24 protein-coding genes are annotated in these 25,876 nt (G+C 64.4%); 17 read left to right on the top strand and 7 right to left on the bottom strand.

Annotated elements, in window-relative coordinates; translation table 11 throughout:
- The first annotated feature begins 25 nt into the window (after window positions 1-25).
- The 12 genes from gspG (at window position 26) to BM193_RS07085 (ending at window position 10,210) form a co-directional block, all read left to right on the top strand.
- The gene (gspG, locus tag BM193_RS07140) at window positions 26-469 is read left to right on the top strand and encodes a type II secretion system major pseudopilin GspG (RefSeq protein ID WP_092798490.1); all 444 of its coding nucleotides are present in this window, start codon (window positions 26-28) and stop codon (window positions 467-469) included.
- A gap of 36 nt (window positions 470-505) precedes the next feature.
- Window positions 506-1,711 carry a type II secretion system F family protein gene (locus tag BM193_RS07135; protein WP_092798491.1) on the top strand — a complete coding sequence of 402 codons (1,206 nt, stop codon included), beginning with the start codon at window positions 506-508 and terminating at the stop codon, window positions 1,709-1,711.
- Window positions 1,708-3,408: a GspE/PulE family protein gene (locus BM193_RS07130; protein WP_092798492.1), complete on the top strand. Its 1,701-nt coding sequence runs from the start codon at window positions 1,708-1,710 to the stop codon at window positions 3,406-3,408. The genes BM193_RS07135 and BM193_RS07130 overlap by 4 nt, the downstream gene beginning before the upstream one ends.
- Window positions 3,409-3,427: 19 nt before the next feature.
- Window positions 3,428-4,252 (top strand): hypothetical protein, encoded by an 825-nt coding sequence (locus BM193_RS07125; protein ID WP_139176177.1) that lies wholly within the window; start codon window positions 3,428-3,430, stop codon window positions 4,250-4,252.
- On the top strand, window positions 4,249-4,797 hold the full coding sequence (locus BM193_RS07120) for a hypothetical protein (RefSeq protein WP_092798494.1): 549 nt from the start codon (window positions 4,249-4,251) through the stop codon (window positions 4,795-4,797). Before BM193_RS07125 ends, BM193_RS07120 begins: the two co-directional genes overlap by 4 nt.
- Entirely contained in the window at window positions 4,794-5,369 is a 576-nt protein-coding gene (locus BM193_RS07115) for a hypothetical protein (protein WP_092798495.1), read from the top strand. Before BM193_RS07120 ends, BM193_RS07115 begins: the two co-directional genes overlap by 4 nt.
- Complete coding sequence (locus BM193_RS07110; RefSeq protein WP_092798496.1) at window positions 5,366-5,887, top strand: hypothetical protein; 522 nt, start codon at window positions 5,366-5,368, stop codon at window positions 5,885-5,887. Before BM193_RS07115 ends, BM193_RS07110 begins: the two co-directional genes overlap by 4 nt.
- Complete coding sequence (locus BM193_RS07105) at window positions 5,887-7,920, top strand: secretin N-terminal domain-containing protein (protein WP_092798497.1); 2,034 nt, start codon at window positions 5,887-5,889, stop codon at window positions 7,918-7,920. Before BM193_RS07110 ends, BM193_RS07105 begins: the two co-directional genes overlap by 1 nt.
- The gene (locus tag BM193_RS07100; RefSeq protein ID WP_092798498.1) at window positions 7,917-8,408 is read left to right on the top strand and encodes a type II secretion system protein; all 492 of its coding nucleotides are present in this window, start codon (window positions 7,917-7,919) and stop codon (window positions 8,406-8,408) included. The genes BM193_RS07105 and BM193_RS07100 overlap by 4 nt, the downstream gene beginning before the upstream one ends.
- Before the next feature lie 3 nt (window positions 8,409-8,411).
- Window positions 8,412-8,804 (top strand): type II secretion system protein, encoded by a 393-nt coding sequence (locus BM193_RS07095; RefSeq protein ID WP_092798499.1) that lies wholly within the window; start codon window positions 8,412-8,414, stop codon window positions 8,802-8,804.
- A gap of 4 nt (window positions 8,805-8,808) precedes the next feature.
- On the top strand, window positions 8,809-9,486 hold the full coding sequence (locus BM193_RS07090; RefSeq protein ID WP_092798500.1) for a type II secretion system protein: 678 nt from the start codon (window positions 8,809-8,811) through the stop codon (window positions 9,484-9,486).
- A 226-nt stretch (window positions 9,487-9,712) separates the two neighbouring features.
- Entirely contained in the window at window positions 9,713-10,210 is a 498-nt protein-coding gene (locus tag BM193_RS07085) for an FxDxF family PEP-CTERM protein (RefSeq protein WP_092798501.1), read from the top strand.
- A gap of 404 nt (window positions 10,211-10,614) precedes the next feature.
- Here BM193_RS07085 and murJ read toward each other — a convergent pair whose 3' ends face one another.
- Window positions 10,615-12,162, bottom strand: coding sequence for a murein biosynthesis integral membrane protein MurJ (murJ, locus tag BM193_RS07080; RefSeq protein WP_092798502.1), 1,548 nt, complete (start codon window positions 12,160-12,162; stop codon window positions 10,615-10,617).
- A 297-nt stretch (window positions 12,163-12,459) separates the two neighbouring features.
- Between murJ and rpsT the strand changes: the two genes are divergently transcribed.
- Window positions 12,460-12,726, top strand: coding sequence for a 30S ribosomal protein S20 (rpsT, locus tag BM193_RS07075; protein WP_010395935.1), 267 nt, complete (start codon window positions 12,460-12,462; stop codon window positions 12,724-12,726).
- Between the two features lie 154 nt (window positions 12,727-12,880).
- Here rpsT and BM193_RS07070 read toward each other — a convergent pair whose 3' ends face one another.
- The 3 genes from BM193_RS07070 to BM193_RS07060 form a co-directional block, all read right to left on the bottom strand.
- The gene (locus BM193_RS07070; RefSeq protein WP_092798503.1) at window positions 12,881-13,339 is read right to left on the bottom strand and encodes a DUF192 domain-containing protein; all 459 of its coding nucleotides are present in this window, start codon (window positions 13,337-13,339) and stop codon (window positions 12,881-12,883) included.
- Between the two features lie 148 nt (window positions 13,340-13,487).
- Window positions 13,488-13,814, bottom strand: a complete 327-nt coding sequence (locus tag BM193_RS07065) for a hypothetical protein (protein WP_092798504.1) — start codon at window positions 13,812-13,814, stop codon at window positions 13,488-13,490.
- A 117-nt stretch (window positions 13,815-13,931) separates the two neighbouring features.
- Window positions 13,932-14,495: a pseudouridine synthase gene (locus BM193_RS07060; RefSeq protein ID WP_092798505.1), complete on the bottom strand. Its 564-nt coding sequence runs from the start codon at window positions 14,493-14,495 to the stop codon at window positions 13,932-13,934.
- 320 nt (window positions 14,496-14,815) lie between these two features.
- Here BM193_RS07060 and icd point away from each other — a divergent pair, with 320 nt between their 5' ends.
- Entirely contained in the window at window positions 14,816-16,069 is a 1,254-nt protein-coding gene (icd, locus tag BM193_RS07055) for an NADP-dependent isocitrate dehydrogenase (protein ID WP_092798506.1), read from the top strand.
- A gap of 87 nt (window positions 16,070-16,156) precedes the next feature.
- Here icd and BM193_RS07050 read toward each other — a convergent pair whose 3' ends face one another.
- Window positions 16,157-16,360 (bottom strand): transcription antiterminator/RNA stability regulator CspE, encoded by a 204-nt coding sequence (locus BM193_RS07050; RefSeq protein ID WP_010395943.1) that lies wholly within the window; start codon window positions 16,358-16,360, stop codon window positions 16,157-16,159.
- A 321-nt stretch (window positions 16,361-16,681) separates the two neighbouring features.
- Here BM193_RS07050 and clpS point away from each other — a divergent pair, with 321 nt between their 5' ends.
- From clpS to BM193_RS07035, 3 genes are all read left to right on the top strand, one after another.
- Window positions 16,682-16,984, top strand: a complete 303-nt coding sequence (gene clpS / locus BM193_RS07045; RefSeq protein WP_034751577.1) for an ATP-dependent Clp protease adapter ClpS — start codon at window positions 16,682-16,684, stop codon at window positions 16,982-16,984.
- Window positions 16,981-19,281: an ATP-dependent Clp protease ATP-binding subunit ClpA gene (gene clpA, locus BM193_RS07040; RefSeq protein ID WP_092798507.1), complete on the top strand. Its 2,301-nt coding sequence runs from the start codon at window positions 16,981-16,983 to the stop codon at window positions 19,279-19,281. Before clpS ends, clpA begins: the two co-directional genes overlap by 4 nt.
- 299 nt (window positions 19,282-19,580) lie before the next feature.
- On the top strand, window positions 19,581-22,943 hold the full coding sequence (locus BM193_RS07035; RefSeq protein ID WP_175533184.1) for a S41 family peptidase: 3,363 nt from the start codon (window positions 19,581-19,583) through the stop codon (window positions 22,941-22,943).
- A gap of 183 nt (window positions 22,944-23,126) precedes the next feature.
- Here the strand turns inward: BM193_RS07035 and BM193_RS07030 are convergent, their stop codons facing one another.
- The gene (locus BM193_RS07030; protein WP_139176179.1) at window positions 23,127-24,053 is read right to left on the bottom strand and encodes a phytanoyl-CoA dioxygenase family protein; all 927 of its coding nucleotides are present in this window, start codon (window positions 24,051-24,053) and stop codon (window positions 23,127-23,129) included.
- A 26-nt stretch (window positions 24,054-24,079) separates the two neighbouring features.
- Window positions 24,080-25,705 (bottom strand): propionate catabolism operon regulatory protein PrpR, encoded by a 1,626-nt coding sequence (gene prpR, locus BM193_RS07025; protein WP_092798509.1) that lies wholly within the window; start codon window positions 25,703-25,705, stop codon window positions 24,080-24,082.
- Window positions 25,706-25,876: the final 171 nt, after the last annotated feature.

Raw genomic sequence — 25,876 nt, 5'->3', positions numbered from 1 at the left:
GAATGTCAGTAAAAGGGGTATCCGGATGCATGCAGCACACAGGCAGGGTTTCACGGCGGCGCGCCGGGCGCGCGGCTTTACATTGCTCGAATTGTTGGTCGTTATCGTCATCATCGGCTTGCTCGCCGCGTATGTCGGTCCCAAGTATTTCGCCCAGCTGGGCAAGTCCGAGGTGACGGTGGCCAAGGCACAGATCGAGGCGTTTGAAAAATCGCTCGACACTTACCGGCTCGACGTGGGCCGCTATCCGACCACGGAAGAGGGGCTGGCCGCGCTGCTGGTCGCCCCCCCGACCGCCGGCACGCGCTGGAACGGTCCCTACCTGAAAAAAGCCGTGCCGCTCGATCCGTGGGGCCATGCCTATCAATACCGCGCGCCCGGCAGCAAGGGCGAATACGATATCGTCTCCATGGGCAAGGATGGCCAGCCGGGCGGCAGCGGCGAGAATGCCGACATCAGCTCGCAATAGCGCCAGCAGTCATTTCTTCTCTACGGATACGCCATCATGCAGTTTGAAGTGCGCGCGCTTGCCTCCGACCAGACGGTGTCGACCCTGTTGACCTGTGTGATCGATGGGCGCGACGAAGCCGATGCGCGCCGCCAGGCCGAGGCGCGCGGCCTGTTCGTCAGCGCCATCCGGCCCGTGCGCGCCACGCCGTTCAGCGCCGCCGGACGCCAGCGGGCGCGGGCCCTGCCGCTGCTGCTGTTCAGCCAGGAATTGCTGGCCCTGCTCAACGCGGGCCTCGGCATCGTCGAGGCGCTGGAAGCCTTGCTGGAAAAGGAAGCCTCGCCGGCCACGCGCGGCGTGCTCACGCGCCTGCTCGAGGGCTTGCGTGAGGGCAAGCGCTTTTCCGCCGTGCTGGCGGAGCAGGCCGAACTGTTCCCTCCCTTGTACATCGGCATCGTCAAGGCGGCCGAAGGCACCAGCGACCTGCCGCGCGCCCTGTCGCGCTACATCGATTACCAGCAGCGCATCGATATCGTGCGCGGCAAGATCGTCAGCGCCGCCATCTACCCCGCCATCCTGCTGGCCGTGGGCGGCGGCGTCAGCGCTTTCCTGATCAGCTACGTGGTGCCGCGCTTCGCCGAGGTCTACCAGGGTGCCGGGCGCAACCTGCCATGGATGTCGCAGGTCATGCTCAGCTGGGGCCAGTTCGTCACCGAGCATGGCGTGCTGCTGCTGGCCGGCGTGGCCATCGTCGGCAGCGCCGTGGTCACGGCCGTGCGCCGCGTGCTGCGCAACGGCGGCGTGGCGCGCCTGCTGGCCAAATTGCCCGGCATCGGCGAGCGCGTGCGCATCTATGAATTGTCGCGCCTGTACCTGACCCTGGGCATGCTCTCCGAAGGGGGCATCACCATCGTGCAGGCGATTTCCACCGTGCAGGCGATGGTCTCGCCGCGCATGCAGGCGTCCCTGCAGCAGGCGCGTGGGGCCGTCGAGGCGGGCCAGCCCCTGTCGTCCGCATTCGAGCAGCATCAATTGACGACGCCGATTTCCCTGCGCATGCTGCGCGTGGGCGAGCGCACGGGCGACATGGGCCCCATGCTGACGCAGTCGGCGGCCTTTTATGACGGCGAAATCAGCCGCTGGATCGACCGTTTCACGCGCACCTTCGAACCCCTGCTGATGGCCGCCATCGGCCTGGTGGTGGGGGCCATCGTGATCCTGCTGTACATGCCCATCTTTGACCTGGCCGGCGACATTTCATGAACCAGATTTCTTCCGCGCCGCTGGCGGCCGCGATCGACCCTGCGCTGATACAGCGCGCGCGCGCCCTGAGCCTGCAATCGAAGCGCGGCCTGGTCGAGGAATTGCAGCAGCTGAGCGGCGTCGATGCGCGCCAGGTGGTGCGCGAACTGGCGCTGCCGTTCGGCCTGGACGTGCTGGAAACGGCGGACATGCTGGCCATGGCGCCGGCCTTCGACCTGCTGCCGTTGTCGCTGGCGCTGGCGCGCCACAGCGTGCTGCTGCGCGCGTCCGATGGCCGGCTGCTGGGCGTGATTGCCGATCCGTTCGACCTCGACCTGCAAACCTGGCTCGGCGCGCGTACCGGGCAGGGGACGCTGGACGTGCGCCTGGCGCTGCTGGCCGATATCGATGCCTATCTGTCGAAGCAGGAAGAGTCGGTGCGCGCCGTCGACAGCCTGCTGCCCGGTGCCGCCAGTGACGCGCGGCGCGACGGCAAGACGGCCGCCGTGCTGTCGTTCGCCAGCGTCTCGGAAGCGGCCAGTCCTGCCGTCAAGCTGGTCAACTCGACCCTGTACGATGCGCTGAAGGCGGGCGCGTCGGACATCCACCTGGAAAGCACGGCCGGCGGCCTGGCCGTCAAGTACCGCGTCGACGGCGTGCTCGATCATGCCACCTCGGTCAACGGCATCGAAGTGGCGGAGCACATCATCTCGCGCCTGAAGGTGCTGGCCGAACTCGATATCGCCGAGCGCCGCGTGCCGCAGGACGGCAGCTTCCGCGTCGAGGCGGGCGGGCGCGACATCGACCTGCGCGTCTCCATCATGCCCAGCATCCATGGCGAGGATGCCGTCATCCGCATTCTCGACAAGCGCGCCATGATCGAAGCGTATGGCGCCCTGACGCTGGAGGCGCTGGGCTTCGACGCGCCCTCGCTGGTGGCCTTGCGCAGCCTGGCGCAGGAGGCGTATGGCATGCTGCTGGTGACGGGGCCGACGGGGTCGGGCAAGACCACCACCCTGTACGCGGCGCTGACGGAAATCCACAACGGGCGCGAAAAGATCATCACCATCGAAGACCCCGTCGAATACCAGTTGCCCGGCATTTTGCAGATACCCGTGAATGAAAAGAAGGGGCTGACGTTCGCCAAGGGCCTGCGCTCGATCCTGCGGCACGACCCCGACAAGATCATGGTGGGCGAGATCCGCGACCGCGAGACGGCGGAAATCGCCGTGCAGTCGGCGCTCACGGGCCACCTGGTGCTGACCACCGTGCACGCGAACAATGTCTTCGACGTCTTTGGCCGGTTTACCCACATGGGCATCGATCCGTATGCGTTTGTGTCGGCCCTGAACGGCATCTGGGCGCAGCGCCTGATCCGCACGAATTGCCCGCACTGCGCCACGGACTACACGCCGGACGACAGCGAACTGGCTAGCGTGGGATTGACGCGCGCCGAGGTGAGGGACTACCAGTTCAAGCAGGGCGCCGGCTGCGGCGACTGCCGCGGCACGGGCTACAAGGGGCGCCGTTCGATCGCCGAAATTCTCGTGCTGACCGATGAAATCCGCGAACTCATCGTCGATAAAAAGCCGATCCGCCAGATCAAGGCGGCGGCGCACGCGAACGGCACGCGCAGCCTGCGCCTGGCGGCGCTGGAGCTGGTCAAGCGGGGCGCCACCACCATCACGGAAATCAAGAGGGTCACTCTGCATGCGTAGCGGCTTGGGAAAGTTGAGCTTGGAACGGTTTGGCCTGGGACGGGGCTTGCGCCTGGGCGTGGCGGCGGGCAGCGTGAGCCTGTGGCGCACCAGCCGCTGGCGCGCCCCCGCGTGGACGCTGGTGGCCGAGCAGGCCTGCGTGCCGCAGAGCGGTCTGCACGGCGACTTTGCCGCGTTGGGGCAGGCGCTGGAACAGCTGCTGCCGGAAGGCGAATACGCGGGCTGGCCCTTGTCCGTGGTGCTCGACGATGGCCTGGCGCGCCTGTGGCAGGTGGATCTGCCGCAGGGCGCCACGCGCCTGGCCGATCTCGAGGCGGCCGCCGCGCTGCGCTTCCAGTCGCTGTATGGCGATGCGCCTGGCCTGTGGCAAAGCAGCGGCGCCTGGACGGCGCGCACGCCATTCTTTTGCGCCGCGCCGCGCGCGCTGCTGGCGCAGATCAACCGCGTGGCGGCGCAGCGCAAGCTGGCGCCGCTCTTCATCACGCCGCAGTTCGCGCGTCACTGGAACCGCTGGCACGGCGCCTTGCAAACGCACTCCTGGCTGGGGCAACTGCACGATGGCATGCTGACCCTGGGCGTAGTGCAGGATGGCGCCTTGCGTGCCGTGCGCGCGCTGGGCGTGCCGCCCGGCGCCGGGCCGGAATGGCTGGAGCAGACGCTGCTCCGCGAGGCGCTGCTGCAGGGCGTTGCCGCGCCCGCGATGCTGCAGTTGTGCGGCGCCGCGCCTGCCGCCTGGCTGGCGCCGCGCGCTGCCGCGGCAGTGACCTGCTCGGCGTTTGCGCCGGTGGCCGACGGCGCCCTGTCGCCCGCCGCGCAGCTGGCGCACAGCGGAGGGCTGGCATGACGCGCCTCGATATCGATTTCGCGCCGCCTCACTGGCGGCGCAGCCTGTACCGCGTGCCCGCCTGGGTGTGGGTTGCTGGCGTAGCCGGCCTCGCCTTGTGTGCGGCGGCCGCGTATGGTGGCAGCGCCGCCCTGCAGCGCCAGCATGTGCGCGAGGCGCAGCTGCTGCGCGCCCAGCAGCGCGTCGCGGCACAGGCGCAGGGACCGGCGCCGGTGGCTGTCACGCCGATCGCGCCGGCGCAGGCGGCGGCCGTGAATGCGGCCATCCTGCAATTGAATCTGCCGTGGCGCGACTTGCAGGATGCGCTGGCCAGCGCCACGCCGCCCGACATCGCGCTGCTGGCGCTGGAGCCGGATGCGCGCAAGCGGGTGCTGAAGATCACGGCGGAAACGAAGAGCAGCGACGCCATGATCGCCTACATCGCGCAGCTCAAGCAGCAGGACTTGTTCGCCGGCCGCGCGCGCCTGCTGCGTCATGAAATCAATGAACTCGATCCGAACCGGCCATTGCGCTTCCAGGTCGAAGCCAGCTGGGGGACGCCATGAAGGCCATCGACCTGCGCTCGCCGCGCCTGCAGGCGCAATTGCTGCTGCGCCGGGCCGGCGCGCCGGCCTGCATCGCCGTGGCGCTATGCCTGCTGGGCGTGGCCGGCGGCGTATGGGCCTGGCAGCAGCGCGCCGTGGCGGCGCAGCTGGAAGCGCGCCCCTTGCCCGTGGCGTCGCTGGCCGTGGCGGCCGCGGCGCCAGCGGCGAGCGCCAACGACAACCTGGCCCGCTTCTATGCCACCCTGGGACCGCAGCGCCACGCGGAGCAGCACGTCAAGCAGCTGTTCGACCTGGCGGCGAAGCATGGCCTGGTGCTGGCGCAGGGCGAATACAAGAGCAGCTATGACAAGGCCAGCCGCGTCAGCACTTACCAGGTGATGCTGCCGCTGAAGGGCGGTTATGCGGCCGTCTGGCGGTTCGCGCTGCAGGCGCTGCGCGCCATGCCGTTTGCCTCGCTCGATGAACTGAGTTTCCGCCGCGAGCAGATCGCCGATACGCAGCTCGAAGCGCGCTTGCGCCTGACCTTCTATTTGACCGATGCGCCGTCCGGCAGCGCGGGAGAAACGCCATGACGCCGCGTCACATCCTGCTGCTGGCGGGCGTGCTGGGCGCGGGCGCCTTGCTGCTGTTTGGCGAGCGCCAACCCGTGGCCGAGGTGGCCGAAGCGGTGGAGCGGGCCGTGGCGCCCGCGCGCCAGCGCGATGCCAGGCCGCAGGCGGCGCAGCCGGCCATCCTGGCGCTGCTGCCGCGCAGTGAGGTGGCGGGCGAGGATGGCGAGACGTTCGGCGGCGCCGATGGCGTCTTCCAGAGCCAGAACTGGACCCCGCCGCCGCCGAAAATGGTGGCGGTCGCGCCGCCGCCGCCACCACCGCCGATGGCGCCGCCCCTGCCATTCGTCTATCTGGGCAAGGCGGCCGCCGACGGCGCCTGGGAAGTCTTCCTGTCGCGCGCCGACAAGACGTATATCGTGCGCGCCGATACCATCATCGATGGCGCCTACAAGGTTGTGACGATCGCGCCGCCCGTCATGACGCTCACTTATCTGCCGTTGAACCAGGTTCAGCAGATCAACATTGGAGTACTCGAGTGATGTCCCGTTCCTTTTCATCGGCGCTGCTGCTGGTGCTGCTGGCCGGCTGCGCCGGGCAGCAAGCCTACCGCGACGGGCGCGAGCTGATCGCGCAAGACCAGGTGCCGGCCGGCCTGCAAAAACTGCAGGAAGCGCTGCAGCAAGATCCCGGCAATGCGCAATTTCGCAGCGCCTATCTGCAGGCGCGAGCGCGCGCCACCAGCACCCGTCTGCAGCAGGCAGAGGGGCAGGCGCGGGCGGGGCAGGGCGACCTGGCGCGCGCGTCGTTCCTGAGCGTGCTGGAAATCGATGCGCAGAACGAGCGCGCCAACAGCGGCTTGCGCGCGCTCGAACGCGAACAGCGCCAGGGCAAGTTGCTGGCCGAAGCACAGAAAGATGTCGAGGCCAAGCGCTATGACCCGGCGCGCCAGCGCCTGAGCGCCATCCTCACCGAGCAGCCGAATCACGCCGGCGCGCGCGCGCTGCTGCGCGACGTCGATGAGAAAACCGCGCCGCCCGTGGTGGAGTCGGGCCTGGCCAGATCGTACAAGCAGCCGATCACCATCGAGTTCCGCGACGCGCCGTTGAAACAGGTGTTCGAGCTGATCGCGCGACGTTCGGGCCTCAATTTTGTCTTCGACAAGGATGTCAAGGCGGATGCGAAAACCTCGATCTTCCTGAAAAACAGCACGGTGGAATCGGCCGTCTACTTCCTGCTGGTGACGAACCAGCTGGAGCAGCAGGTGATGGATGCGAACACGATTCTGATCTATCCGAACGTGGCGGCGAAATTGAAGGAATACCAGGAAGTGCTGGTAAAGACCTTCTTCCTGGCGAACGCGGACGCCAAGCAGGTGGCCAACACGCTCAAGACCATTTTGAAGACGCGCGACGTGGTGGCCGATGAAAAACTCAACCTGGTCATCGTGCGCGACACGCCCGAGGCGATCCGCCTGGCCGAGCGCCTGATCGCGCTGCAGGACGTGCCGGAAGCGGAAGTGGTGCTGGAGCTGGAAATTCTCGAGGTCAAGCGCAGCCGCCTGCTGGAGCTGGGCGTGGCCTGGCCGACGAGTCTGACGCTGTCGCCGCTCTCCACCTCGGGCGGCGCGGGCCTGACCATCAACGATTTGAACAACCTGAACCAGCGCACCATCGGCGTGAGCGACCTGTCCGTGACGGCCAACGCCAAGAAGACGGATGGCGACGCGAATATCCTGGCCAATCCGCGCATCCGCGTGCGCAACCGCGAAAAGGCGAAATTCGTCATCGGCGACAAGGTGCCGGTGATTACCACCACCATCTCGCCTGGCACGGGCGGCTTCGCTTCCGAGTCGATCAGCTACCTCGACGTGGGCTTGACGGTGAATGCCGAACCCACCATTTATCTGAACGACGAAGTGGGCATCCGCATCTCGCTCGAGGTGAGCAACCTGGGCGCGGCCACCATCACCAAGAGCGGTTCGACCCTGTACCAGATCGGCACGCGCCAGGCCTCGACCATGCTGCAGTTGAAGGATGGCGAGAACCAGGTGCTGGCGGGCCTGATCAACAATGAAGAGCGCAGCGCCGGCAACAAGGTGCCGGGCCTGGGCGACATTCCCGTGCTGGGACGCCTGTTCGGCAGCAGCAAGGATGACAGCCAGAAGACGGAAATCGTGCTGTCGATCACGCCGCACCTGGTGCGCACGGTGCAGCGTCCGGAGGCGAAGGAGTCGGAATTCTCGGCCGGCACGGAAGGCAGTTTCCGCCGCCGTCCCGACATGGCGGCCAAGGCCCCCACGCAGATGCCGGGCACGGTGATCGTGCGCTCCGGTCCGTCCGCCGTCGGCATGCAGCCGGCGCCGCCGCAGCCGATGATGACGCCGGGCCAGCTGCCGGCGCCGCTGCCGCAGACGGTGCCCGCGCCGGAAGTGTCGCCGTCGCCGTCATCGCCGCCTGAGCCGGCCGCGTCGCCCCTGCCGATATCGTCCGGCCAGCCCGTGCCGCTGCAAACGGCGCCGTTGCCGCTGTCATCAGGCCAGCCCGTGCCGGTGGCGCAGCCGCCCGCCAAATGAGACTGGCGCATGCACCGCAGGGACGGCGCGGCTTTAGCCTGATCGAGCTGCTGGTGACCCTGGCCATCCTCGGCGTGCTGGGCACCCTGGTGGTGCCCGTCACGCAGGTGGCCATGCAGCGGCGCCAGGAGCAGGAGTTGCGGCGCGCGCTGCGCGACATCCGCCAGGGCATCGACGCCTATAAGCGCGCCGGCGACGAAGGGCGCATCGTGCGCGCGCCCGACGCCAGCGGCTACCCGAAAAGCCTGGAGCTGCTGGTGGCGGGCGTGGTGGACCAGCGCAATCCCAAGCGTGGCAAGATTTTTTTCCTGCGCCGCGTGCCGCGCGACCCGTTCAATGCGGATGCCGGCCTGACCGATGCGCAGACCTGGGGCAAGCGCAGCTATGCCAGCGAGGCCAGCGAGCCGCGCGAGGGCGACGACGTGTACGATGTGTATTCCATGTCCAACAAGATCGGCCTGAATGACGTGCCTTACCGCCAATGGTGAACCATGCCTGCCCATGACCGCAGCGCCCGCGTGCGCGGCTTTACCCTGATCGAACTGCTGGTGGTGCTGGGCATCGTGGCGTTGCTGCTGACCCTGGCCGTGCCCCGCTATTTCCCCAGTCTCGACAAGGCCAAGGAAACTGTGCTGATGGATAACTTGCGCAATCTGCGCATGACGATCGACCAGTACCACGGCGATACGGGGCGCTATCCCGAGTCGCTGGAGCAATTGGTGGACAAGAAATACCTGCGCGCCATGCCGATCGACCCCATCACGGACAGCGATGCCAGCTGGGTCATCGTGCCGCCGCCCGACGATACGCCGGGACAGGTATACGACGTCAAAAGTGGCGCGCCGGGCAAGGACCGCAGCGGCACGCCGTTCGCCGACTGGTAGCGACATGCGCCGTCCGCCAGCCATGCCGCGTCAGCGCCAGCGCGGCTTTACTTATCTGGGGCTGATCATCCTGGTGGCCATCCTGGGCCTGGTGGGCGCGGCTGGCCTGAAGATGGGTTCCCTGCTGCAGCGCCAGGCGGCGGAACAGGAGTTGCTCGACATCGGCGCGCAATTTTCCGACGCCCTCTACAGTTATGCGGCCGCCACGCCGGCGGGCCAGCCGCAGCAGCCGCCGAATCTGGCCGCCTTGCTGCGCGATCCCCGTTACCCCCAGGTGCGCCGGCATCTGCGCAAGCTGTTTGCCGACCCCATCACGGGGCGCGCCGAGTGGGGCCTGCTGTATCAGCCCGGCAGCAATGGCATCATAGGCGTGCACAGCTTGTCGAAGGCGGCGCCATTAAAGGTGGGCAATTTCGAGGCGCGCTTCGCTGGCCTGGAAGGCAAGACGCATTTTTCGGAGTGGCACTTCATGCTCGATGCGCAGGCGCAAGTGGCGCAGGCCGCGGCGGCGGCAAGCGTGCCGGCGGGGGAACCGCCAGCCGACGCGCCTGGTTTACCTGTGCCATCGTTGTTTTCCAGGCCTGTTGCTCCACCGCAAGAAGAACCGTCGCCGGAGCCTGTTGAGCCGCCTGAACCTCCAAGTCCTGCCGAAAACCCCACCGATCCTGCTGTTTTGCCTTAAAAACAGGCAAACGGCAGATCAATGCCCAGGTAACTATTTTCGATGGGAAAGTCATAGATATAGGCAAATATTTCGCCTTGAAAATACTTATCTCAGGTGAAACTTCGATAAAATATTTATAAGTAATTTGATGCATTTATGCTACCATCCTCATCAGTACTTCCGGTACTAAAACTATTGGTGGCCTGCGCATTGCAGCCATAAATTACTTTTTGAGGGATAAACTATGAAATTGAAATTTATCGCTGCAGGCATTCTGGCAGCAGCATCGTTCAGCGCGTCCGCGGCAACCTACGACCTGGGCATCCTGGATCCAACCGGTTCCGATACCCTGTCGGCGATCACCACGAAGTTTGCCGCGAACGCCACGGTCGATGACTTCTGGACCTTCAAGCTGATCACCCCATCGTCGGCCTCGTTTGGCGCACTGCAAACGTTCTCCGTCGTCGAAGGCGCGATCAAGGACTTTTCGGCAACCTTGCTCGGTTATGGCAACCTGACCAACACCAGCTCGGCTGGCATCCAGAGCCTGAGCTGGGATGGTCAGCTGGCCGCCGGTTCGTACACCGTGCACGTCACGGGCCTGACCGGTCTGAAAAACGCCGCCTACCTGGGTTCCGTCTCGGCACTGCCAGTGCCAGAGCCAGAAACCTATGGCATGCTGCTCGGTGGCCTGGCACTGGTGGGCGCTGTCGCCCGCCGCCGCGCCAAGAAAGCTGCTTAAGCTTTCTCCGCAACGAAAAAAACCCGCTTCGGCGGGTTTTTTTTCGTCTTTGGTGAGTGCGGCATGGACAGGCTGCGAGAGGCGACACGCAAGCGTCATCGCCGGCGCCATGGGCAAGCTGCGCAGGGCTGGGCGGCAAGTCGAAGACAGTACGCCAGCACGGCGAGGCGCAAGCGTCATCGCTGGCGCCATGGACAGGCTGCGAGAGGCGAGACGCAAGCGTCATCGCCGGCGCCATGGACAAGCTGCGCAGGGCTAGGCGCCAAGTCGAAGACAGTACGCCAGTACGGCGAGACGCAAGCGTCATCGCCGGCGCCATGGACATGCTGCGCAGGGCTAGGCGCCAAGTCGAAGACAGTACGCCAGTACGGCGAGACGCAGGCAACAACGCCCTGCGCAGCTTGTCATGCGTGGCGCTTGAAGTCGCGGAAGCGGAAGCCAACCAGGAACAGGGTGGCAAAGTACGCCACGCCGCACACGGCCACCACCAGGGCCAGGGCGCCGGCCCGCAGCAGCGGATGGGCTTGCATGGCGATCCAGTCGATGCGCATGGCGCCCACATACGCCACGCCGCCCATGACGACGAGTGCCGGCAGCAGGCGCAGGAAGAATAGGGCCCAGCCCGGTTTCGGCTGGTAGATGCCGCGCTTGCGCAAGCCCCAGTAGAGAAACGTGGCGTTCAGGCAGGCGCCCAGGCCGATCGACAGGGCCAGGCCGGCCACGGCGATGTAGGGCACGAACAGCAGATTCATCAGCTGTGTGGCGATCAGCACGCCGATGGCGATTTTCACGGGCGTGCGGATGTCCTGGCGCGCATAGAAGGCGGGTGCCAGGGTTTTCACGAGGATGATGCCGATCAGACCCAGGCTGTAGGCCACCAGCGGCTGCGTCGACATGGTCACGGATTCGGCCGTGAACTTGCCGTAGTGGAAGAGGGTGGCGATCAGCGGCGTGGCCAGGGTCGCCATGCCGACGGCGGCGGGCAGGGCCAGCAGGAAGGTCAGGCGCAAGCCCCAGTCCAGCAGGGCCGAGTATTCCGTCTTGTCGCCATCCACGTTCGCCTTTGACAGGCTGGGCAGCAAGATGGTGCCCAGGGCCACGCCCAGCATGGCGGTGGGGAATTCCATCAGGCGGTCCGCATACGACAGCCAGGAAATGCTGCCCTCGGCCAGGCGCGAGGCGATGCTGGTGTTGATCATCAGGCTGATCTGCGCTGCCGAGACGGCGAACACGGCCGGTCCCATCTTTTTCAGCACGCGGCGCACGCCGCCGTCGGACAGGCCGATGGCGGGATTGATCGACAGGCGCGGCAGCATGCCGATCTTGATCAGCGCGGGAATCTGGATGGCCACCTGCAGCAGGCCGCCGGCGAACACGGCGATGGCCATGGCGTAGATCGGCTGTTTCAGGTATGGCGCGAGGAACAGCGAGGCGGCGATGAAGGACAAATTCAGCAGCACGGGCGTGAACGCGGGAATCTTGAATTCGCGCCAGGTATTCAAAATGCCGCCGGCCAGGGCCACGAACGACATGCAGCTAATATAAGGGAACATCAGGCGCGTCATCCACACGGCCGCGTCGAAGGCGCCCGGGTCCTTGGACAGGCCCGTGGCGATCACGTAGACGAACCACGGCGCACCGACGATGCCGATGGCCGAGACGAGCAGGGTGGCCCAGACGAGCGTGGTGGCCACATGGTCGGCCAATTGTTTGCTCGCTTCCTGGCCATGCTGGTTCTTGTATTCAGACAAGATCGGCACGAACGCTTGCGAAAACGCGCCCTCGGCAAACAAGCGGCGCAACAGGTTGGGGATGCGGAAGGCAACGATGAAGGCGTCCGTGTAGGCGCCGGCGCCGAAAGCGCGGGCGAACAGGCTTTCACGCAATAAACCGGTTACACGGGACAGCATGGTCATGCTGGAAATGGCGGCGAGGGTTTTAAGCAAGTTCATGGGGGCAGATTATAGCCGGGCGCGGTACCGGTAAACGCTTAAAATATGGTAACAATTGCTGCCGATCCGCCCCTGCCGGCCCCATTTTCAGGTGTTTTTGGCGTCACACACGGTTTTTTGATTTGCCCCCGCTTGAAAATATCGCTATAATCGAAGGCTGTACAGAATTCTGTTACGCAGACACTAATGTTTGACAGGCACTGGTTTGGCACACATGGTTCGGCAGACGCACAGAACGCACCGGTTGGCAAACACTAATGTTTGCAAACGCACTTTGACCCTGTTTTAGGAAATTCCATGGCAAATACCGCACAAGCGCGCAAACGCGCTCGTCAAGCAGTTAAGCAAAACGCACACAATTCGTCCCAACGTTCGACCTTGCGCACGGCTATCAAAGCTGCTCGCAAAGCGATCCAGGGCGGCGACAAGGCAGCTGCTGCTGCAATCTTCCAAGCATCCGTGTCGACCATCGACCGTATCGCTGACAAGAAGATCATTCACAAAAACAAGGCAGCTCGCCATAAGAGCCGTCTGGCAGCTGCTTTGAAAGCACTGTCCGCTTAATATTCGCCAGCAGGCAAGCCGCCAAGGCGGCCTTGCCTGTGCCGGTACGCTGGCACTGGTTGAAAAGCAAAAACCCGCAGATGCAATCTGGCGGGTTTTTTCGCGTGCGCGCGTGGTTTGTGGGGCCGCATGCGCGGCCATGTGACATGCTTTCCTAGCGTGGCGCCGGCAAATTGCCGATATTCATGCCCGGCCTGATATTGCGCTGCTTGAACCAGCCCAGGTGCATTTCCAGCGCATAGCGCACGGGCACGGTTCTGGTCGAGCAGTGGCTGTCGAGCGTGTGCGGCTGCATGTCCTCGATATTGACGATTGTGCCGCCGGCATCGATGAACGCCACGGACAGGGGCAGCGGCGTGTTCTTCATCCACATGCACTGCGTGGCCGGCATGCCGAAAACAAACAGCATGCCCGCATTCACCGGCATTTTTTCGCGGTACATCAAACCTTGCTCGCGCTGCTCTTCCGTGGCGGCCACTTCCGCCTGGATCAGATGCATGCCGGCTGACAATTGCAGGCTCTTGCCCGGTTGCGCCTGCGCTTGAGCCTGGTTCATGCCGGTGCAGGCCAGCACGGCGATGGACATACCGAGATTGCTGAGGAGATTTTTCATGGGGCGGGGCGATGGCAATCGAAGCGGCGATTAAGCCATGCTGGTGCGCGCCAGGTCAAGCCTGCTGCCTGGCGGCAGGAAAAGCGTGGGGTGACAGCAACAAGCGCGCCGCCGTCACCGCGCAATGGGGCGTGTTTGCCGGGCTAGCTTACTTTGCCGGCTTGGCTGGCTCGGCGGCAGACTGCTTCGCCTTGCGCGCCTGGGGCATCAGGCGCTGCGGTGCATCGGTGGCGGCGGAGGCCTTGCTTGATGCGGCCGAGCGAGCGGCATCCGTCGCGGCGGAGGCCGCGCCGTTGGCCGAGGCGGGTGGCGCCGGCTTGCTGGCGTCAGTGGCTGCCGATGCGTGGCTGGCAGCCGATGCCGGCGGCGGTTTGCTGGCGTCCGTCGCTGCCGAAGCATGCACTTGCGCGCCCGATTGCGCGAACGCGGCGCCAGCCAGCAGGGTTGCTGCCAGGGCCAGGATTGCTTTTGTCATCATCGTTCCTTTTTATCAAGTTAAGGTGCGATGATTTTAATGCATTATCTAAAAATAAATAATGCTTAATGGCAAAATTTAGCAGGAATGGCCGTCTTTCCGGTTTGCGTGCCGCCCTTACGCCTTGCCGATGCCGTCGGCTGGCACTTCGCACCATTCGCCGGGCAGCAAGGGGTGGCTGGCCAGCGAAAATGGGCCGATGGCGCTGCGCACCAGGCGCAGGGTGGGCAGGCCGACGGCCGCCGTCATGCGCCGCACTTGCCGGTTTTTCCCTTCCTTCAAGGTGATCGCCAGCCACGACGTGGGCTTGTCGGCGCGCGCGCGGATGGGCGGATGGCGGGGCCACAGCCAGTCCGGTTCGGCGATGCGCACGGCCTGGCACGGCTTGGTGATGAAGTCGCCCAGGTCCAGTGGCGCCTGCAGGCGCGCCAGGCTGGCCGCATCGGGCACGCCATCGACTTGCACCAGGTAGGTTTTCGCCTCCTTGCGGTCGGGGTGGCTGATCTCGTGCTGCAGGCGGCCGTCGTCCGTCAGCAGCAGCAGGCCTTCGCTGTCGGCATCGAGCCGGCCGGCCGGGTAGATGCCGGGAATGGTCAGGTGGTCGGCCAGGGTGGCGCGGCCTTCCTGCGGCGAAAACTGGCACAGGACCTGGAAGGGTTTGTTAAAGAGGATGAGTGGCATGCGGATGAACTGTCAAGGTAATAAGAGGGATACGGGAATGGTGGCGGCTGGGAGGCGCCGCAAAAGCGTGGCGCCCTGTAGGATACTGGTGCATAATATGAAATGCCTGTCTTATATCTTATAGAAGACCATGGCGACGTGGCGATCAGGTTTTTTGGTGCTGCGGCCGGCATGGCGATGCACCTGGCCTGGGTGTTCTTTCCCTGCTAAAGTGCGTTGTTGCCGCCATGTCCGCACTTGTTTTTGTAAACTCTGCAACCGCAGAGCGCGCCGCCGGCCTGTGTCGCCTGCCTGCGGTGTGTCCCACTTCGGAGATCACGATGTATCAACATATCACTGTACCTGCTGACGGCCAAAAAATCACCGTCAACGCCGACTTTTCGCTGAATGTACCAGATAATCCGGTCATTCCCTTCATCGAAGGCGATGGCACGGGCATCGATATCAGTCCGGTGATGATCAAGGTGATCGACGCCGCCGTGGCCAGGGCCTATGGCGGCGCGCGCAAGATCAGCTGGATGGAAATCTATGCGGGTGAAAAATCGACCACAGTGTACGGTCCCGACGTGTGGCTGCCGGAAGAAACGCTGGATGTGCTGAAAGACTACGTGGTCTCCATCAAGGGGCCGCTGACCACGCCCGTGGGCGGCGGCATCCGTTCGCTCAACGTGGCCCTGCGCCAGCAGCTGGACCTGTATGTCTGCCTGCGCCCCGTGCGCTATTTCACGGGCGTGCCGTCGCCGGTGAAGGAGCCGGAAAAAACGGACATGGTGATTTTCCGCGAAAACTCGGAAGACATCTATGCGGGCATCGAGTACCAGCAGGGTTCCGACGGGGCGAAAAAGCTCATCGATTTCCTCGTCAAGGAAATGGGCGTGTCGAAGATCCGCTTCCCGAACACCTCCGGCATCGGCATCAAGCCCGTGTCCATCGAAGGCACCGAGCGCCTGGTGCGCAAGGCCATCCAGTATGCGATCGACAATGACAAGCCGTCCGTGACGATCGTACACAAAGGTAACATCATGAAGTACACGGAAGGCGGCTTCCGCGACTGGGCATATGCGCTGGCGCAAAAGGAATTCGGCGCCGAGCTGATCGATGGCGGCCCCTGGTGCAAGTTAAAGAATCCGAAGACGGGCCGCGATATCCTCATCAAGGACTCGATTGCTGACGCTTTCCTGCAACAGATCCTGCTGCGCCCGGCCGAATACAGCGTCATCGCCACCCTGAATCTGAACGGCGACTATATTTCCGACGCGCTGGCGGCGCAGGTGGGCGGCATCGGCATCGCGCCGGGTGCCAACCTGTCCGATTCCGTGGCCATGTTCGAGGCGACGCACGGCACGGCGCCGAAATACGCGGGCAAGGATTACGTCAACCCCGGTTCGCTGATCCTGTCGGCGGAAATGATGCTGCGTCACATGGGCTGGCTGGAAGCGGCCGACCTGGTGATTGCCGCGATGCAGAAATCCATCGCCTCGAAGCGCGTCACCTACGACTTTGCCCGCCTGATGGAAGGCGCCACGCAGGTTTCGTGCTCGGGCTTCGGCGAGGTGATGATCGAACACATGTGATAACAGCGCCACAGGGCGTCGCGCCCTGTGGACGAAAAAAAACCCCGTTTGACAACGGGGTTTTTCACATCTGAGGGCCGGCGATGCTTAGGCTGCTTGGATGTTGGAAGCTTGCTTGCCTTTAGGGCCTTGCGTGACTTCGAATTGAACTTTTTGACCTTCTTTGAGGGTCTTGAAACCGTTCATGTTGATTGCGGAGAAGTGAGCAAACAAATCTTCGCCGCCGTCATCTGGAGTGATGAAGCCAAAACCTTTGGAATCATTGAACCACTTAACTGTACCTGTTGCCATAAAAAGAACTTTCAAAATTAAAACAAATCACACGAGCCATAAAAGCAAGAAGCTTCTTGCCCCCTCCTCGACGTCTCACTTCTTATCAAGCTGTACATTACTGCAACAGTCGATACAGCATTGTTGGCGGAATAAATAATGAAGTCAAGCGCTTTTCCATCGATATTGCCAAATTCTTCACAACGACCAAAAAAGCAACTCTTGATTTTGACGGCAAGGTCGCCATCTGCGCAGTATTAAGAAAACGCGTAAGATTGAAAACAATTGGAAAGGCGTAGATATTGCGCATGACAACCACTGTGAAAGCATTAGAATAAGCGTATGGCAACCAAGCACGACACAGAAACCCTGCTGGAGCGGCAGGTGCTGAAGCCGCCACCACTCTATCAGGTAGCCTTGCTCAATGACGACTACACCCCGATGGAATTTGTGGTGGCGATCATTCAGGAGTATTTCAACAAGGACCGTGAAACGGCGACGCAAATCATGCTCAGTGTTCATCGCTACGGCAAAGGAGTGTGCGGCGTGTTCTCTAAAGATATAGCGTGTACCAAAGTGGAGTTCGTTTTAACGCATGCGCGCAAGGCGGGGCATCCCCTGCAGTGCGTGATGGAGGAAGTATGATTGCGCAGGAATTAGAAGTAAGTTTGCACATGGCGTTTGTCGAAGCTCGGCAGGCACGGCACGAATTCATCACGGTTGAGCATTTATTGCTGGCACTGCTGGACAATCCCTCCGCAGCTGAGGTATTGCGTGCCTGCGCGGTCAATATTGAAGACCTGCGCAAGACCCTCACCAATTTCATCGGCGATAACACGCCGACCGTGCCTGGCACGGGCGAAGTCGACACCCAGCCGACGCTTGGTTTCCAGCGCGTGATTCAGCGCGCCATCATGCATGTCCAGTCCGCCTCGAATGGCAAGAAGGAAGTCACCGGCGCCAATGTGCTGGTGGCCATCTTCGGCGAAAAGGATTCGCATGCGGTTTACTACCTGCACCAGCAGGGCGTGACGCGTCTGGATGTGGTCAATTTCATTTCGCACGGCGTGCGCAAGGACCAGTCGACGGAAAGCGCGAAAGCCTCGGAAGGCGTCGAGGAAGCGCCGGTCGATGGCCAGCCGAAGGAAAGCCCGCTCGACCAGTTCACGCAAAACCTGAACAAGGCCGCCGCCGAAGGCAAGATCGACCCGCTGATCGGACGCGAGGACGAAGTCGACCGCGTGATCCAGATCCTGTGCCGTCGCCGCAAGAACAATCCGCTGCTGGTCGGCGAGGCGGGCGTGGGCAAGACGGCCATCGCCGAAGGCCTGGCGTACCGCATCACGCAAAGCGATGTGCCGGAAATCCTGCAGAATGCCGTCGTGTATTCGCTGGACATGGGCGCCTTGCTGGCCGGTACCAAATACCGCGGTGACTTCGAACAGCGCCTGAAAGCCGTGCTCAAGCAGTTGAAGGACAATCCGAACGGCATCCTGTTCATCGACGAGATCCACACCATCATCGGTGCGGGCTCGGCCTCGGGCGGCACGCTGGACGCGTCCAACCTGCTGAAACCGGCGCTGGCGAATGGTCAACTGAAATGCATCGGCGCGACCACGTACACGGAATTCCGCGGCGTGTTCGAGAAGGACCATGCGCTCTCCCGCCGTTTCCAGAAAGTGGACGTCAACGAGCCGACCGTCGAGCAAACCGTGCAGATCTTGCGCGGCCTCAAGTCGCGCTTCGAAGAGCACCATGGCGTGAAATACTCGGCATCGGCCCTGTCGACGGCGGCCGAACTGGCGGCGCGCTTCATCAACGACCGCCACCTGCCCGACAAGGCGATCGACGTCATCGATGAAGCGGGCGCGGCGCAGCGCATCCTGCCGAAGTCGAAGCAAAAGAAAACCATCGGCAAGGCCGAGATCGAGGACATCATCGCCAAGATCGCGCGCATCCCGCCGCAAACGGTCAACCAGGACGACCGCAGCAAGCTGCAGACGATCGACCGCGACTTGCGCAACGTGGTGTTCGGGCAAGATCCGGCCATCGACGCGCTGGCCTCGGCCATCAAGATGGCGCGTGCCGGCCTGGGCAAGACGGACAAGCCGATCGGCTCCTTCCTGTTCTCCGGTCCGACGGGCGTGGGCAAGACCGAGGTGGCCAAGCAATTGGCCTTCATCCTCGGCATCGAGCTGATCCGTTTCGACATGTCCGAATACATGGAACGCCACGCCGTCAGCCGTTTGATCGGCGCGCCGCCGGGCTATGTCGGTTTCGACCAGGGCGGCTTGCTGACGGAAGCGATCACCAAGAAGCCGCATGCGGTCTTGCTGCTCGATGAAATTGAAAAAGCCCATCCGGACATTTTCAATATCCTGCTGCAAGTGATGGACCACGGTACCTTGACAGACAACAACGGCCGCAAAGCCGATTTCCGCAACGTGATCATCATCATGACGACGAATGCGGGCGCGGAAAGCCTGCAAAAGACGTCGATCGGCTTCACCAACTCGAAGCAGGCAGGCGACGAGATGGCCGACATCAAGCGCATGTTCACGCCGGAGTTCCGCAACCGTATCGACGCGACCATCAGCTTCCGCGCGCTGGACCAGGAAATCATCCTGCGCGTGGTCGACAAGTTCCTGATGCAGCTGGAAGAGCAGTTGCACGAGAAAAAGGTCGAAGCCGTCTTCACGGAAAAGCTGCGCACCTTCCTCGGCAAGAAGGGCTTCGATCCGCTGATGGGCGCCCGTCCGATGGCACGTTTGATCCAGGACATGATCCGCAAGGCGCTGGCCGACGAGCTGCTGTTCGGCCGCCTGGTCACGGGCGGCAAGGTCACGGTCGACCTCGACGACAAGGACCAGGTCTTGCTGGAATTCCCGGAACCGCCAGACGCGGCGCCGACGGCAGCACCGGAAACGGTGGAAGTGGAATAAAACACCGAACCAAACCTACTGCGCGCCGCGATTTGCGGCCTCCGATGCTCACTGCCTCGGCGGCCCCGTGCTTTGCACAGTTCCGCTTCTCGGCCGCAACTCGCTGCCGCTCGCTACGGTTTTGTTCGGCGTTCAGCGCATTTCTGCTCTTGTCAAAAAACCCGCCCACGCAAGTGGCGCGGGTTTTTTTACGTTTTTGTGGGCAATAAAGAAGGTTTTCTTTGGTCGCGGTTATGCCAGAATTGCTGTCCGGTATCGACATGATGTCCATGCCACCTGACCGCTATCTGGATGCCCACATGAAAATTTCCCGAACTCTCGCCTTGCTGCTGTTGTCCTCCGGAATGCTGGCTAACGCTGCGGCCGCCGCTGCCGCGCCCGCCGGCAGCTATTTCCGCTTTCCCGCCGTGCGCGGCGATACCGTTGTCTTTACGGCCGAAGGCGATCTGTGGAAAAGCAATCTACGCGGTGGCGCGGCGCAGCGCCTGACCACGCATCCCGGCTATGAAACGAACGCGGCGATTTCGCGCGACGGGCAGTGGCTGGCGTTTTCCGCCTCATACGAGGGCGCGCAGGAAGCGTATGTGATGCCGCTGGCGGGCGGCTTGCCGCGCCGCATCTCGTACGACAATGGCGGCGTGCTGGTGCTGGGCTGGACGGCGCAGGGCGAAGTGCTGGTCAGCACGCAGAATACGGACGGTCCCGCCTCGCGCCGCATCGTCGCCGCCATCGATCCCGTGAAACAGACGCGCCGCGTGTTTCCCGTGGCCGATGCGAATGACGCCGTGCTCGACGATGCCGGCACGACCTTGTATTTCACGCGCTTCGGCCTGGCCATGACGAATGACAATGTGCGCAACTACCGTGGCGGCGCGCATGCGACGCTGTGGCGCTATGCGCTGGGCGGCAAGACGGAAGCCGTGCCCATGCATCAGGATGCGGCGGTGTTGGCCGGCAACAACAAGCGCCCCATGTGGTGGCAGGGCCGCGTCTACTACATCAGCGACGCGGGCGGCAGCGACAATCTGTGGAGCATGCTGCCCGATGGTTCCGACCGCCGCGCATTGACGGCCCACACGCAGTGGGACGTGCGCAATGCGTCCCTGGGCGACGGCAAGATCGTCTACCAGCTGGGCGCGGACTTGCACGTGCTGGACCTGGCCGCGCCAGCGGCATCGGCTTCCGTCTCGCCGCCGCTGGCCATCAGCCTGGTGTCCGACTTCGACCAGCAGCGCGCGCGCCAGATCCGCTCGCCGCTCGATACGCTCTCCAACGTGCAGCTGTCCGGCAAGGACGAGCGCATCATCCTCACCGCCAGGGGCCGTGTCAGCATCGCCGGCACGGGCAGCCTGCGCCGCGTCGACATCGCCATACCGGAAGGCGCGCGGGCGCGCGACGCCGTCTTTTCCAGCGACGAGAAATCCGTCTTCGCCATCGTCGACACGAGCGGCGAGAACGAAATCTGGAAGTACGCGGCCGATGGCTCGGGCAAGGGCGAGCAGCTGACGACGCAGGGCAATAACCACCGCTGGAAACTGTACCCGTCGCCGGATGGCCGCTGGCTGGCGCACACGGACAAGAAGGGCCGCTTCTGGCTGCTGGACCTGGCGAACAAAGGCAACCAGCTGATCGACGACGCGGGCAAGGCGGGCGTGGACAAGCACGACGAAGTGCAATGGTCGCCCGACAGCCGCAACCTGGCCATCGTGCGGGTGGCCAGCAACGAGCAGCGCGAGCAGATCGGCGTCTACAACCTCGCCTCGAAACAGCTGCAATTCGTCACCAGCGACCGTTACACCTCCGCTTCGCCCGTGTTTTCCCCAGATGGGAAATGGCTGTATTTCATGTCGGCGCGCAATTTTCAGCTGGCCAACGGTTCGCCCTGGGGCGACCGCAACATGGGTCCCGTATTCGACAAGCGCATCGGCGTGTATGCGCTGGCGCTGCAGCCGGGCAACCGCTTCCCGTTCCAGCCCGACGATGAGCTGAGCCGCCCCGGCGTCAAGCCGGCCGAGACGGATGATGAAAAGGCGGCCGAACTGGCGGCGGAAAAGGCACTGGAAAAGGCCGGCGGCAAGGCGGCCGTGAAAAAGGCGCCCGCCAGCTTGCCGGACGTCGTCCTCAAGGGCCTGGCCGAGCGCCTGTACGAAGTGCCACTGCCAGCGGGCAACTACGATGCGCTGGCCGTCGATGACAAGCGCCTGTATTTTCTCGAGCGCGAAGGCAGCGAGCGCAAGTTCAGCCTGAAGACCTTGGCGATCGGCAATACCGGCTCGAAGCCGGAACTGCTGGTGGCAAACGTGCGCGAATTCGACCTGGCCCAGGATAAAAAGCATTTGTACTACCGCACGTCGGCCGAAAACGGCCCGGGCGAGATGCTGGTCATCGAGGCGGGCGCCAAGCTGCCGGCCGACCTGTCGAAGGCGAAAGTAAAAATCGACGACTGGACGTTCGTCTCGAACCCGCGCCTGGAATGGAAGCAGATGTTCAACGACGCCTGGCGCTTGCACCGCGACTTCCTGTATGACGCGAAGATGCGCGGCGTGGACTGGAAGGCCGCGCGCGACAAGTATGCGCCGCTGGTCGAGCGCGTCACGGACCGCGCCGAACTCAATGATTTACTCGGCATGATGGTGGCCGAAGTGGGCGCCTTGCATTCGCAGATCCGGCCCGGCGAATTGCGCCGCACGGAGCAGGAAGGCACGCCGGCCGGCCTGGGCGCCGTCCTGGCGCGCACGGCAGGCGGCTACCAGGTTGAACATATCTACCGCAGCGAGGCGGAGCTGCCGTCGGCGCGCGCGCCGCTGTCGCGCCCCGAGGTCGACGTGCGCGAAGGCGACGTGATCACGGCCGTCAATGGCAAGGACGTATTGGCCGCGCGCGACATCAGCGACCTGCTGCTGAACCAGGCGGACAAGCAGGTGCTGCTGCAGGTCAAACGGGGCAATGGCGCGCCGCGCGCCGTCATCGTCAAGCCCGTCAACATGGTGAAACAGACGGCGCTGCGCTATGGCGACTGGGAACTGAGCCGCGCCGAGCAGGTGGCGGCCGCCTCGCAGGGACGCATCGGCTACCTGCACCTGCGCGCCATGGGCCCCAACGACATCGCCTCGTTCGCGCGCGACTTCTACGCCAATATCAACCGCGAAGGCCTGATCATCGACGTGCGGCGCAATAACGGCGGCAATATCGACAGCTGGATCATCGAAAAGCTGCTGCGCAAGGCCTGGGCCTTCTGGGCACCGCCAGGCGTGCAGCCCTCGTCGAACATGCAGAACACCTTCCGCGGCCACCTGGTGGTGCTGGTCGACGAGCTCACGTATTCGGATGGCGAGACCTTCGCCGCCGGCATCAAGGCATTGAAACTGGCGCCGCTGGTGGGCAAGCGCACGGCCGGCGCCGGCGTCTGGCTCAGCGACAATACGCGGCTGGCCGACAACGGCATGGCGCGCGTGGCGGAGAACGGCCAGTTCGGCATCGACGGCCAGTGGCTGATCGAAGGCGTGGGCGTGGTGCCGGACGTCGAGGTGGAGAATCCGCCGCACGCCACCTTCAATGGCGCCGACCGCCAGCTGGAGGTGGCGCTGGACATGCTGGCGAAAAAGCTCAAGGAGCAGCCGCGTCCGGCCTTCCAGCCACAGGCGATTCCCGCGCTGAAGTAAGCCCGCTGGCGGCCGGGTGACGCCCATGCCTGGCCGCGCGCGCATGCGGCATCCCTGGCCGGCTTGTCGACTGCGTGGCGCCGCCGCTGCGCTGCGACGGGTGCCACCGGCCCACGCCGGCACCGATGGCCGCAAGGTGGCGGCTGGCGGCAGGATGAACGGCGGCAGGCGGGGGTGGGTGGCTCAGAGCCACTCATCGTGATCCGGGCACTCCTCGGGCAGGTACGTCAGGTACTGCACCATGCGCGGTGCGGGGCCGTGGTTGGGCGTGGCGCAATGGGGCAGGGCCTGGTGCCAGACGATGAAATCGCCGGCCTTGCCCTCGACGGGGACCAGCTGCAGCTGCTCCACGGCCCAGGCGCGCGGTGCATGGCCGGCTGGCACGCCTTGCAGCCAAGCGCCGATGCGGTGCTGGAAGCCGGGCACGCAGTGGAAGGCGCCATGCCGCGCGGGGCAATCGCTCAGGTACAGCATGCCCTGCAGCTTGAACGGAATCGGCAGCTGCAGGCTGACGTCCCAGTGCAGGGCGCTGCCGGCGAAGTGCTGCTCCGGCGTTTGCGGCGGATTGAAGCTCACCTTGTCGATGCTGGGATAAATGCGCGTGCCGCTGCCGTACAGCTGCTGGCAGGCGTGGCGGATATGGACGTTGTGGCGGTTCTCTTCTAGCGCAGGATGGTCGGAAAACTGCAGCATCAAGCCCCGCTTGCCCGGGTGCGGCCGGTACCACGATGCGGACTCGCCGGCGCTGGCGGCCAGGTAATCCCAGATGGCTTGCCGGGCCGCCGCGCATTGCGCCGGCGGCACCACGCCGCGCAGCACCAGGTAGCCGTGTTCTTCGAAATGCCGCAGCTCGTCGGCCGACAGCACGTCCTCGTGCGCGCTGCCGGCGTGGGCCGGGCGCGGCCGCGTGCGGGCGGCCAGCCAGGCCGTGAAGGCTTCCAGCGTGGGCCGCTGCTGGTACAGGAACAGCAGCGTGTCTTCCAGCGAGATGCCGCGCGCGTACAGGGCTTTGAGGTCCTGCTGGTCGCGCGCCAGGCCAGCGGGTCGGCCTTGGCCGGCGGGGCGGGTACAGCGCTGCCATAGCGCGTGCAAATGAGGCCAGTCGTCCATGCTGTCGCCTTTGAAAGAATGAAAAATCAGCCGCTGCGCAGGCGGCGCCACAGGGTGGTGCGGCTGATGCCCAGGTAGCTGGCGGCCGCGTCGCGGCGCCCGCCGAAGCGCGCCAGCACGGCGCTGGCGCTTTCCTCTTCCAGGCGCGGCGCGGCGATGGCCACTGGCGCGGCCGGGGGCGCCACCGCGATGGCGCCCTGCGCCAGTTCCGGCGCCACGCCCAGGACAAAAGCGGGCGTCAGCGCCTGCAGCGGCTCGGCGGCCAGGAACAAGGCCAGGCGCTCGGCCAGATTGCGCAGTTCGCGCACATTGCCGGGCCAGGCGTAGCGGCGCAGCAGCGGCGCGCAGCCGGTAATTTCCGCGTGCAGGTTCGGATGCGGGCGCGCGCCAAGGGCGGCCAGCGCGTTTTTCAATGACCATTCGGCCAGGCCGGGGATGTCGCTGGCGCGTTCGCGCAGGGCCGGCAGGTGCAGGCGCAGCACGGCCAGGCGGTAGAACAGGTCGGCGCGGAAGCGGCCTTCGCGGATGCGCTGTTCCAGGTCGCAGTGCGTGGCGCTGATGATGCGCACGTTGATGGCGATGGGGCGCGTGCCGCCCACGCGCACCACTTCGCGCTCTTCCAGCACGCGCAGCAAGCGCGTTTGCAGGGCCAGCGGCATTTCGCCGATTTCGTCGAGGAACAGCGTGCCATGGTTGGCCGCCTCGAACAGGCCCGCATGGCCGCCCCGGCGCGCGCCCGTAAAGGCGCCGTCTTCGTGGCCGAACAGTTCCGATTCCAGCAAGGACTCGGCGATGGCGCCGCAATTGATGGCGATGAAGGGGCGGTTCGCGCCCAGGCTGCGCGGGCTTTCGCGGTGGATCGCCTGCGCCACCAGTTCCTTGCCGCTGCCCGTCTCGCCCTGGATCAGCACCGTCGCCGGCGAGCGCGCATACAGCACCACCGACTGGCGCAGCGCTTCCATCGCCTCGGATTCGCCGCGCAGATCGTGCAAGCCGTGGCGCGCGCGCAGGGTGTCGGCCACCACCGCGCGCCGGCCGCGGCCCGATTCGAGCTGGGTCAGGCGCGCCAGTTCCAGCGCGTCGTCGAAGGCGCGGCGGATGGCTGTGGCCGAATATACGAAGACGGCGGCCAGTCCCGCCTCTTCGGCCAGGTCGGTGACGAGGCCCGCGCCGACGATGGCCTTGACGCCGGCAGCCTTGAGTTCATTGATCTGCGCGCGCGCATCCTCTTCCGTGGCATACGTGCGTTGCGCGATCTGGAAGCCGAAGGTGGCGGCAAATTCGGCCAGTTCGGGCATCGGGTCCTGGTAGGTGACGACGCCGATCTGCGGCGAGATGCGCCGCGCGCGCGCCAGCGCCTGCATCACGTCGTAGCCGCTGGCCTTGGCGATGATGACGGGCACCGACAGGCGGCCCTTCAGATAGGCGCCGTTCGAGCCGGCCGCGATGACGGCGTCGCAGCGCTCGGTGGCCATGCGTTCGCGGATATGCCGCACGGCATCGTCGAAGCCCAGGTTGATCGGCTCGATCGTCGCCAGGTCGTCGTATTCGAGCGTGATGTCGCGGAACAGGTCGAACAGGCGCGAGACGGAAACGGTCCAGATGACGGGTTTGTCGCGGTGGTCGAGGGGCGGATGGGAAGGGCGGCGCATGCTTTATTCTAAACGATTTGTTTCATATTTTCGTCGTGCAACGTCATTGCAACAGGCCCGTTGCAAGTGGTCTGTGGTGTTTCAGTTATTGCCAAGAAGGAATATGAAAAAACCCGTGGAAACTGGTTTATGATCTGACAGCACCATGATGCCTGGCGGCGTTTTCTCCAG

The organism is Janthinobacterium sp. 344 (assembly GCF_900112025.1).
GTDB lineage: Bacteria > Pseudomonadota > Gammaproteobacteria > Burkholderiales > Burkholderiaceae_D > Janthinobacterium.
This window is presented reverse-complemented; position numbering and strand designations above follow the sequence as displayed.

Bases quoted from the DNA above. Each gene is read 5' to 3' on its own strand.
- gspG (WP_092798490.1), top strand. From the start codon at position 26: ATGCATGCAGCACACAGGCAGGGTTTCACGGCGGCGCGCCGGGCGCGC.
- BM193_RS07135 (WP_092798491.1), top strand. From the start codon at position 506: ATGCAGTTTGAAGTGCGCGCGCTTGCCTCCGACCAGACGGTGTCGACC.
- BM193_RS07130 (WP_092798492.1), top strand. From the start codon at position 1,708: ATGAACCAGATTTCTTCCGCGCCGCTGGCGGCCGCGATCGACCCTGCG.
- BM193_RS07120 (WP_092798494.1), top strand. From the start codon at position 4,249: ATGACGCGCCTCGATATCGATTTCGCGCCGCCTCACTGGCGGCGCAGC.
- BM193_RS07115 (WP_092798495.1), top strand. From the start codon at position 4,794: ATGAAGGCCATCGACCTGCGCTCGCCGCGCCTGCAGGCGCAATTGCTG.
- BM193_RS07110 (WP_092798496.1), top strand. From the start codon at position 5,366: ATGACGCCGCGTCACATCCTGCTGCTGGCGGGCGTGCTGGGCGCGGGC.
- BM193_RS07105 (WP_092798497.1), top strand. From the start codon at position 5,887: ATGTCCCGTTCCTTTTCATCGGCGCTGCTGCTGGTGCTGCTGGCCGGC.
- BM193_RS07100 (WP_092798498.1), top strand. From the start codon at position 7,917: ATGAGACTGGCGCATGCACCGCAGGGACGGCGCGGCTTTAGCCTGATC.
- BM193_RS07095 (WP_092798499.1), top strand. From the start codon at position 8,412: ATGCCTGCCCATGACCGCAGCGCCCGCGTGCGCGGCTTTACCCTGATC.
- BM193_RS07090 (WP_092798500.1), top strand. From the start codon at position 8,809: ATGCGCCGTCCGCCAGCCATGCCGCGTCAGCGCCAGCGCGGCTTTACT.
- BM193_RS07085 (WP_092798501.1), top strand. From the start codon at position 9,713: ATGAAATTGAAATTTATCGCTGCAGGCATTCTGGCAGCAGCATCGTTC.
- murJ (WP_092798502.1), bottom strand. From the start codon at position 12,162: ATGAACTTGCTTAAAACCCTCGCCGCCATTTCCAGCATGACCATGCTG.
- rpsT (WP_010395935.1), top strand. From the start codon at position 12,460: ATGGCAAATACCGCACAAGCGCGCAAACGCGCTCGTCAAGCAGTTAAG.
- BM193_RS07070 (WP_092798503.1), bottom strand. From the start codon at position 13,339: ATGAAAAATCTCCTCAGCAATCTCGGTATGTCCATCGCCGTGCTGGCC.
- BM193_RS07065 (WP_092798504.1), bottom strand. From the start codon at position 13,814: ATGACAAAAGCAATCCTGGCCCTGGCAGCAACCCTGCTGGCTGGCGCC.
- BM193_RS07060 (WP_092798505.1), bottom strand. From the start codon at position 14,495: ATGCCACTCATCCTCTTTAACAAACCCTTCCAGGTCCTGTGCCAGTTT.
- icd (WP_092798506.1), top strand. From the start codon at position 14,816: ATGTATCAACATATCACTGTACCTGCTGACGGCCAAAAAATCACCGTC.
- BM193_RS07050 (WP_010395943.1), bottom strand. From the start codon at position 16,360: ATGGCAACAGGTACAGTTAAGTGGTTCAATGATTCCAAAGGTTTTGGC.
- clpS (WP_034751577.1), top strand. From the start codon at position 16,682: ATGGCAACCAAGCACGACACAGAAACCCTGCTGGAGCGGCAGGTGCTG.
- clpA (WP_092798507.1), top strand. From the start codon at position 16,981: ATGATTGCGCAGGAATTAGAAGTAAGTTTGCACATGGCGTTTGTCGAA.
- BM193_RS07035 (WP_175533184.1), top strand. From the start codon at position 19,581: ATGAAAATTTCCCGAACTCTCGCCTTGCTGCTGTTGTCCTCCGGAATG.
- BM193_RS07030 (WP_139176179.1), bottom strand. From the start codon at position 24,053: ATGGACGACTGGCCTCATTTGCACGCGCTATGGCAGCGCTGTACCCGC.
- prpR (WP_092798509.1), bottom strand. From the start codon at position 25,705: ATGCGCCGCCCTTCCCATCCGCCCCTCGACCACCGCGACAAACCCGTC.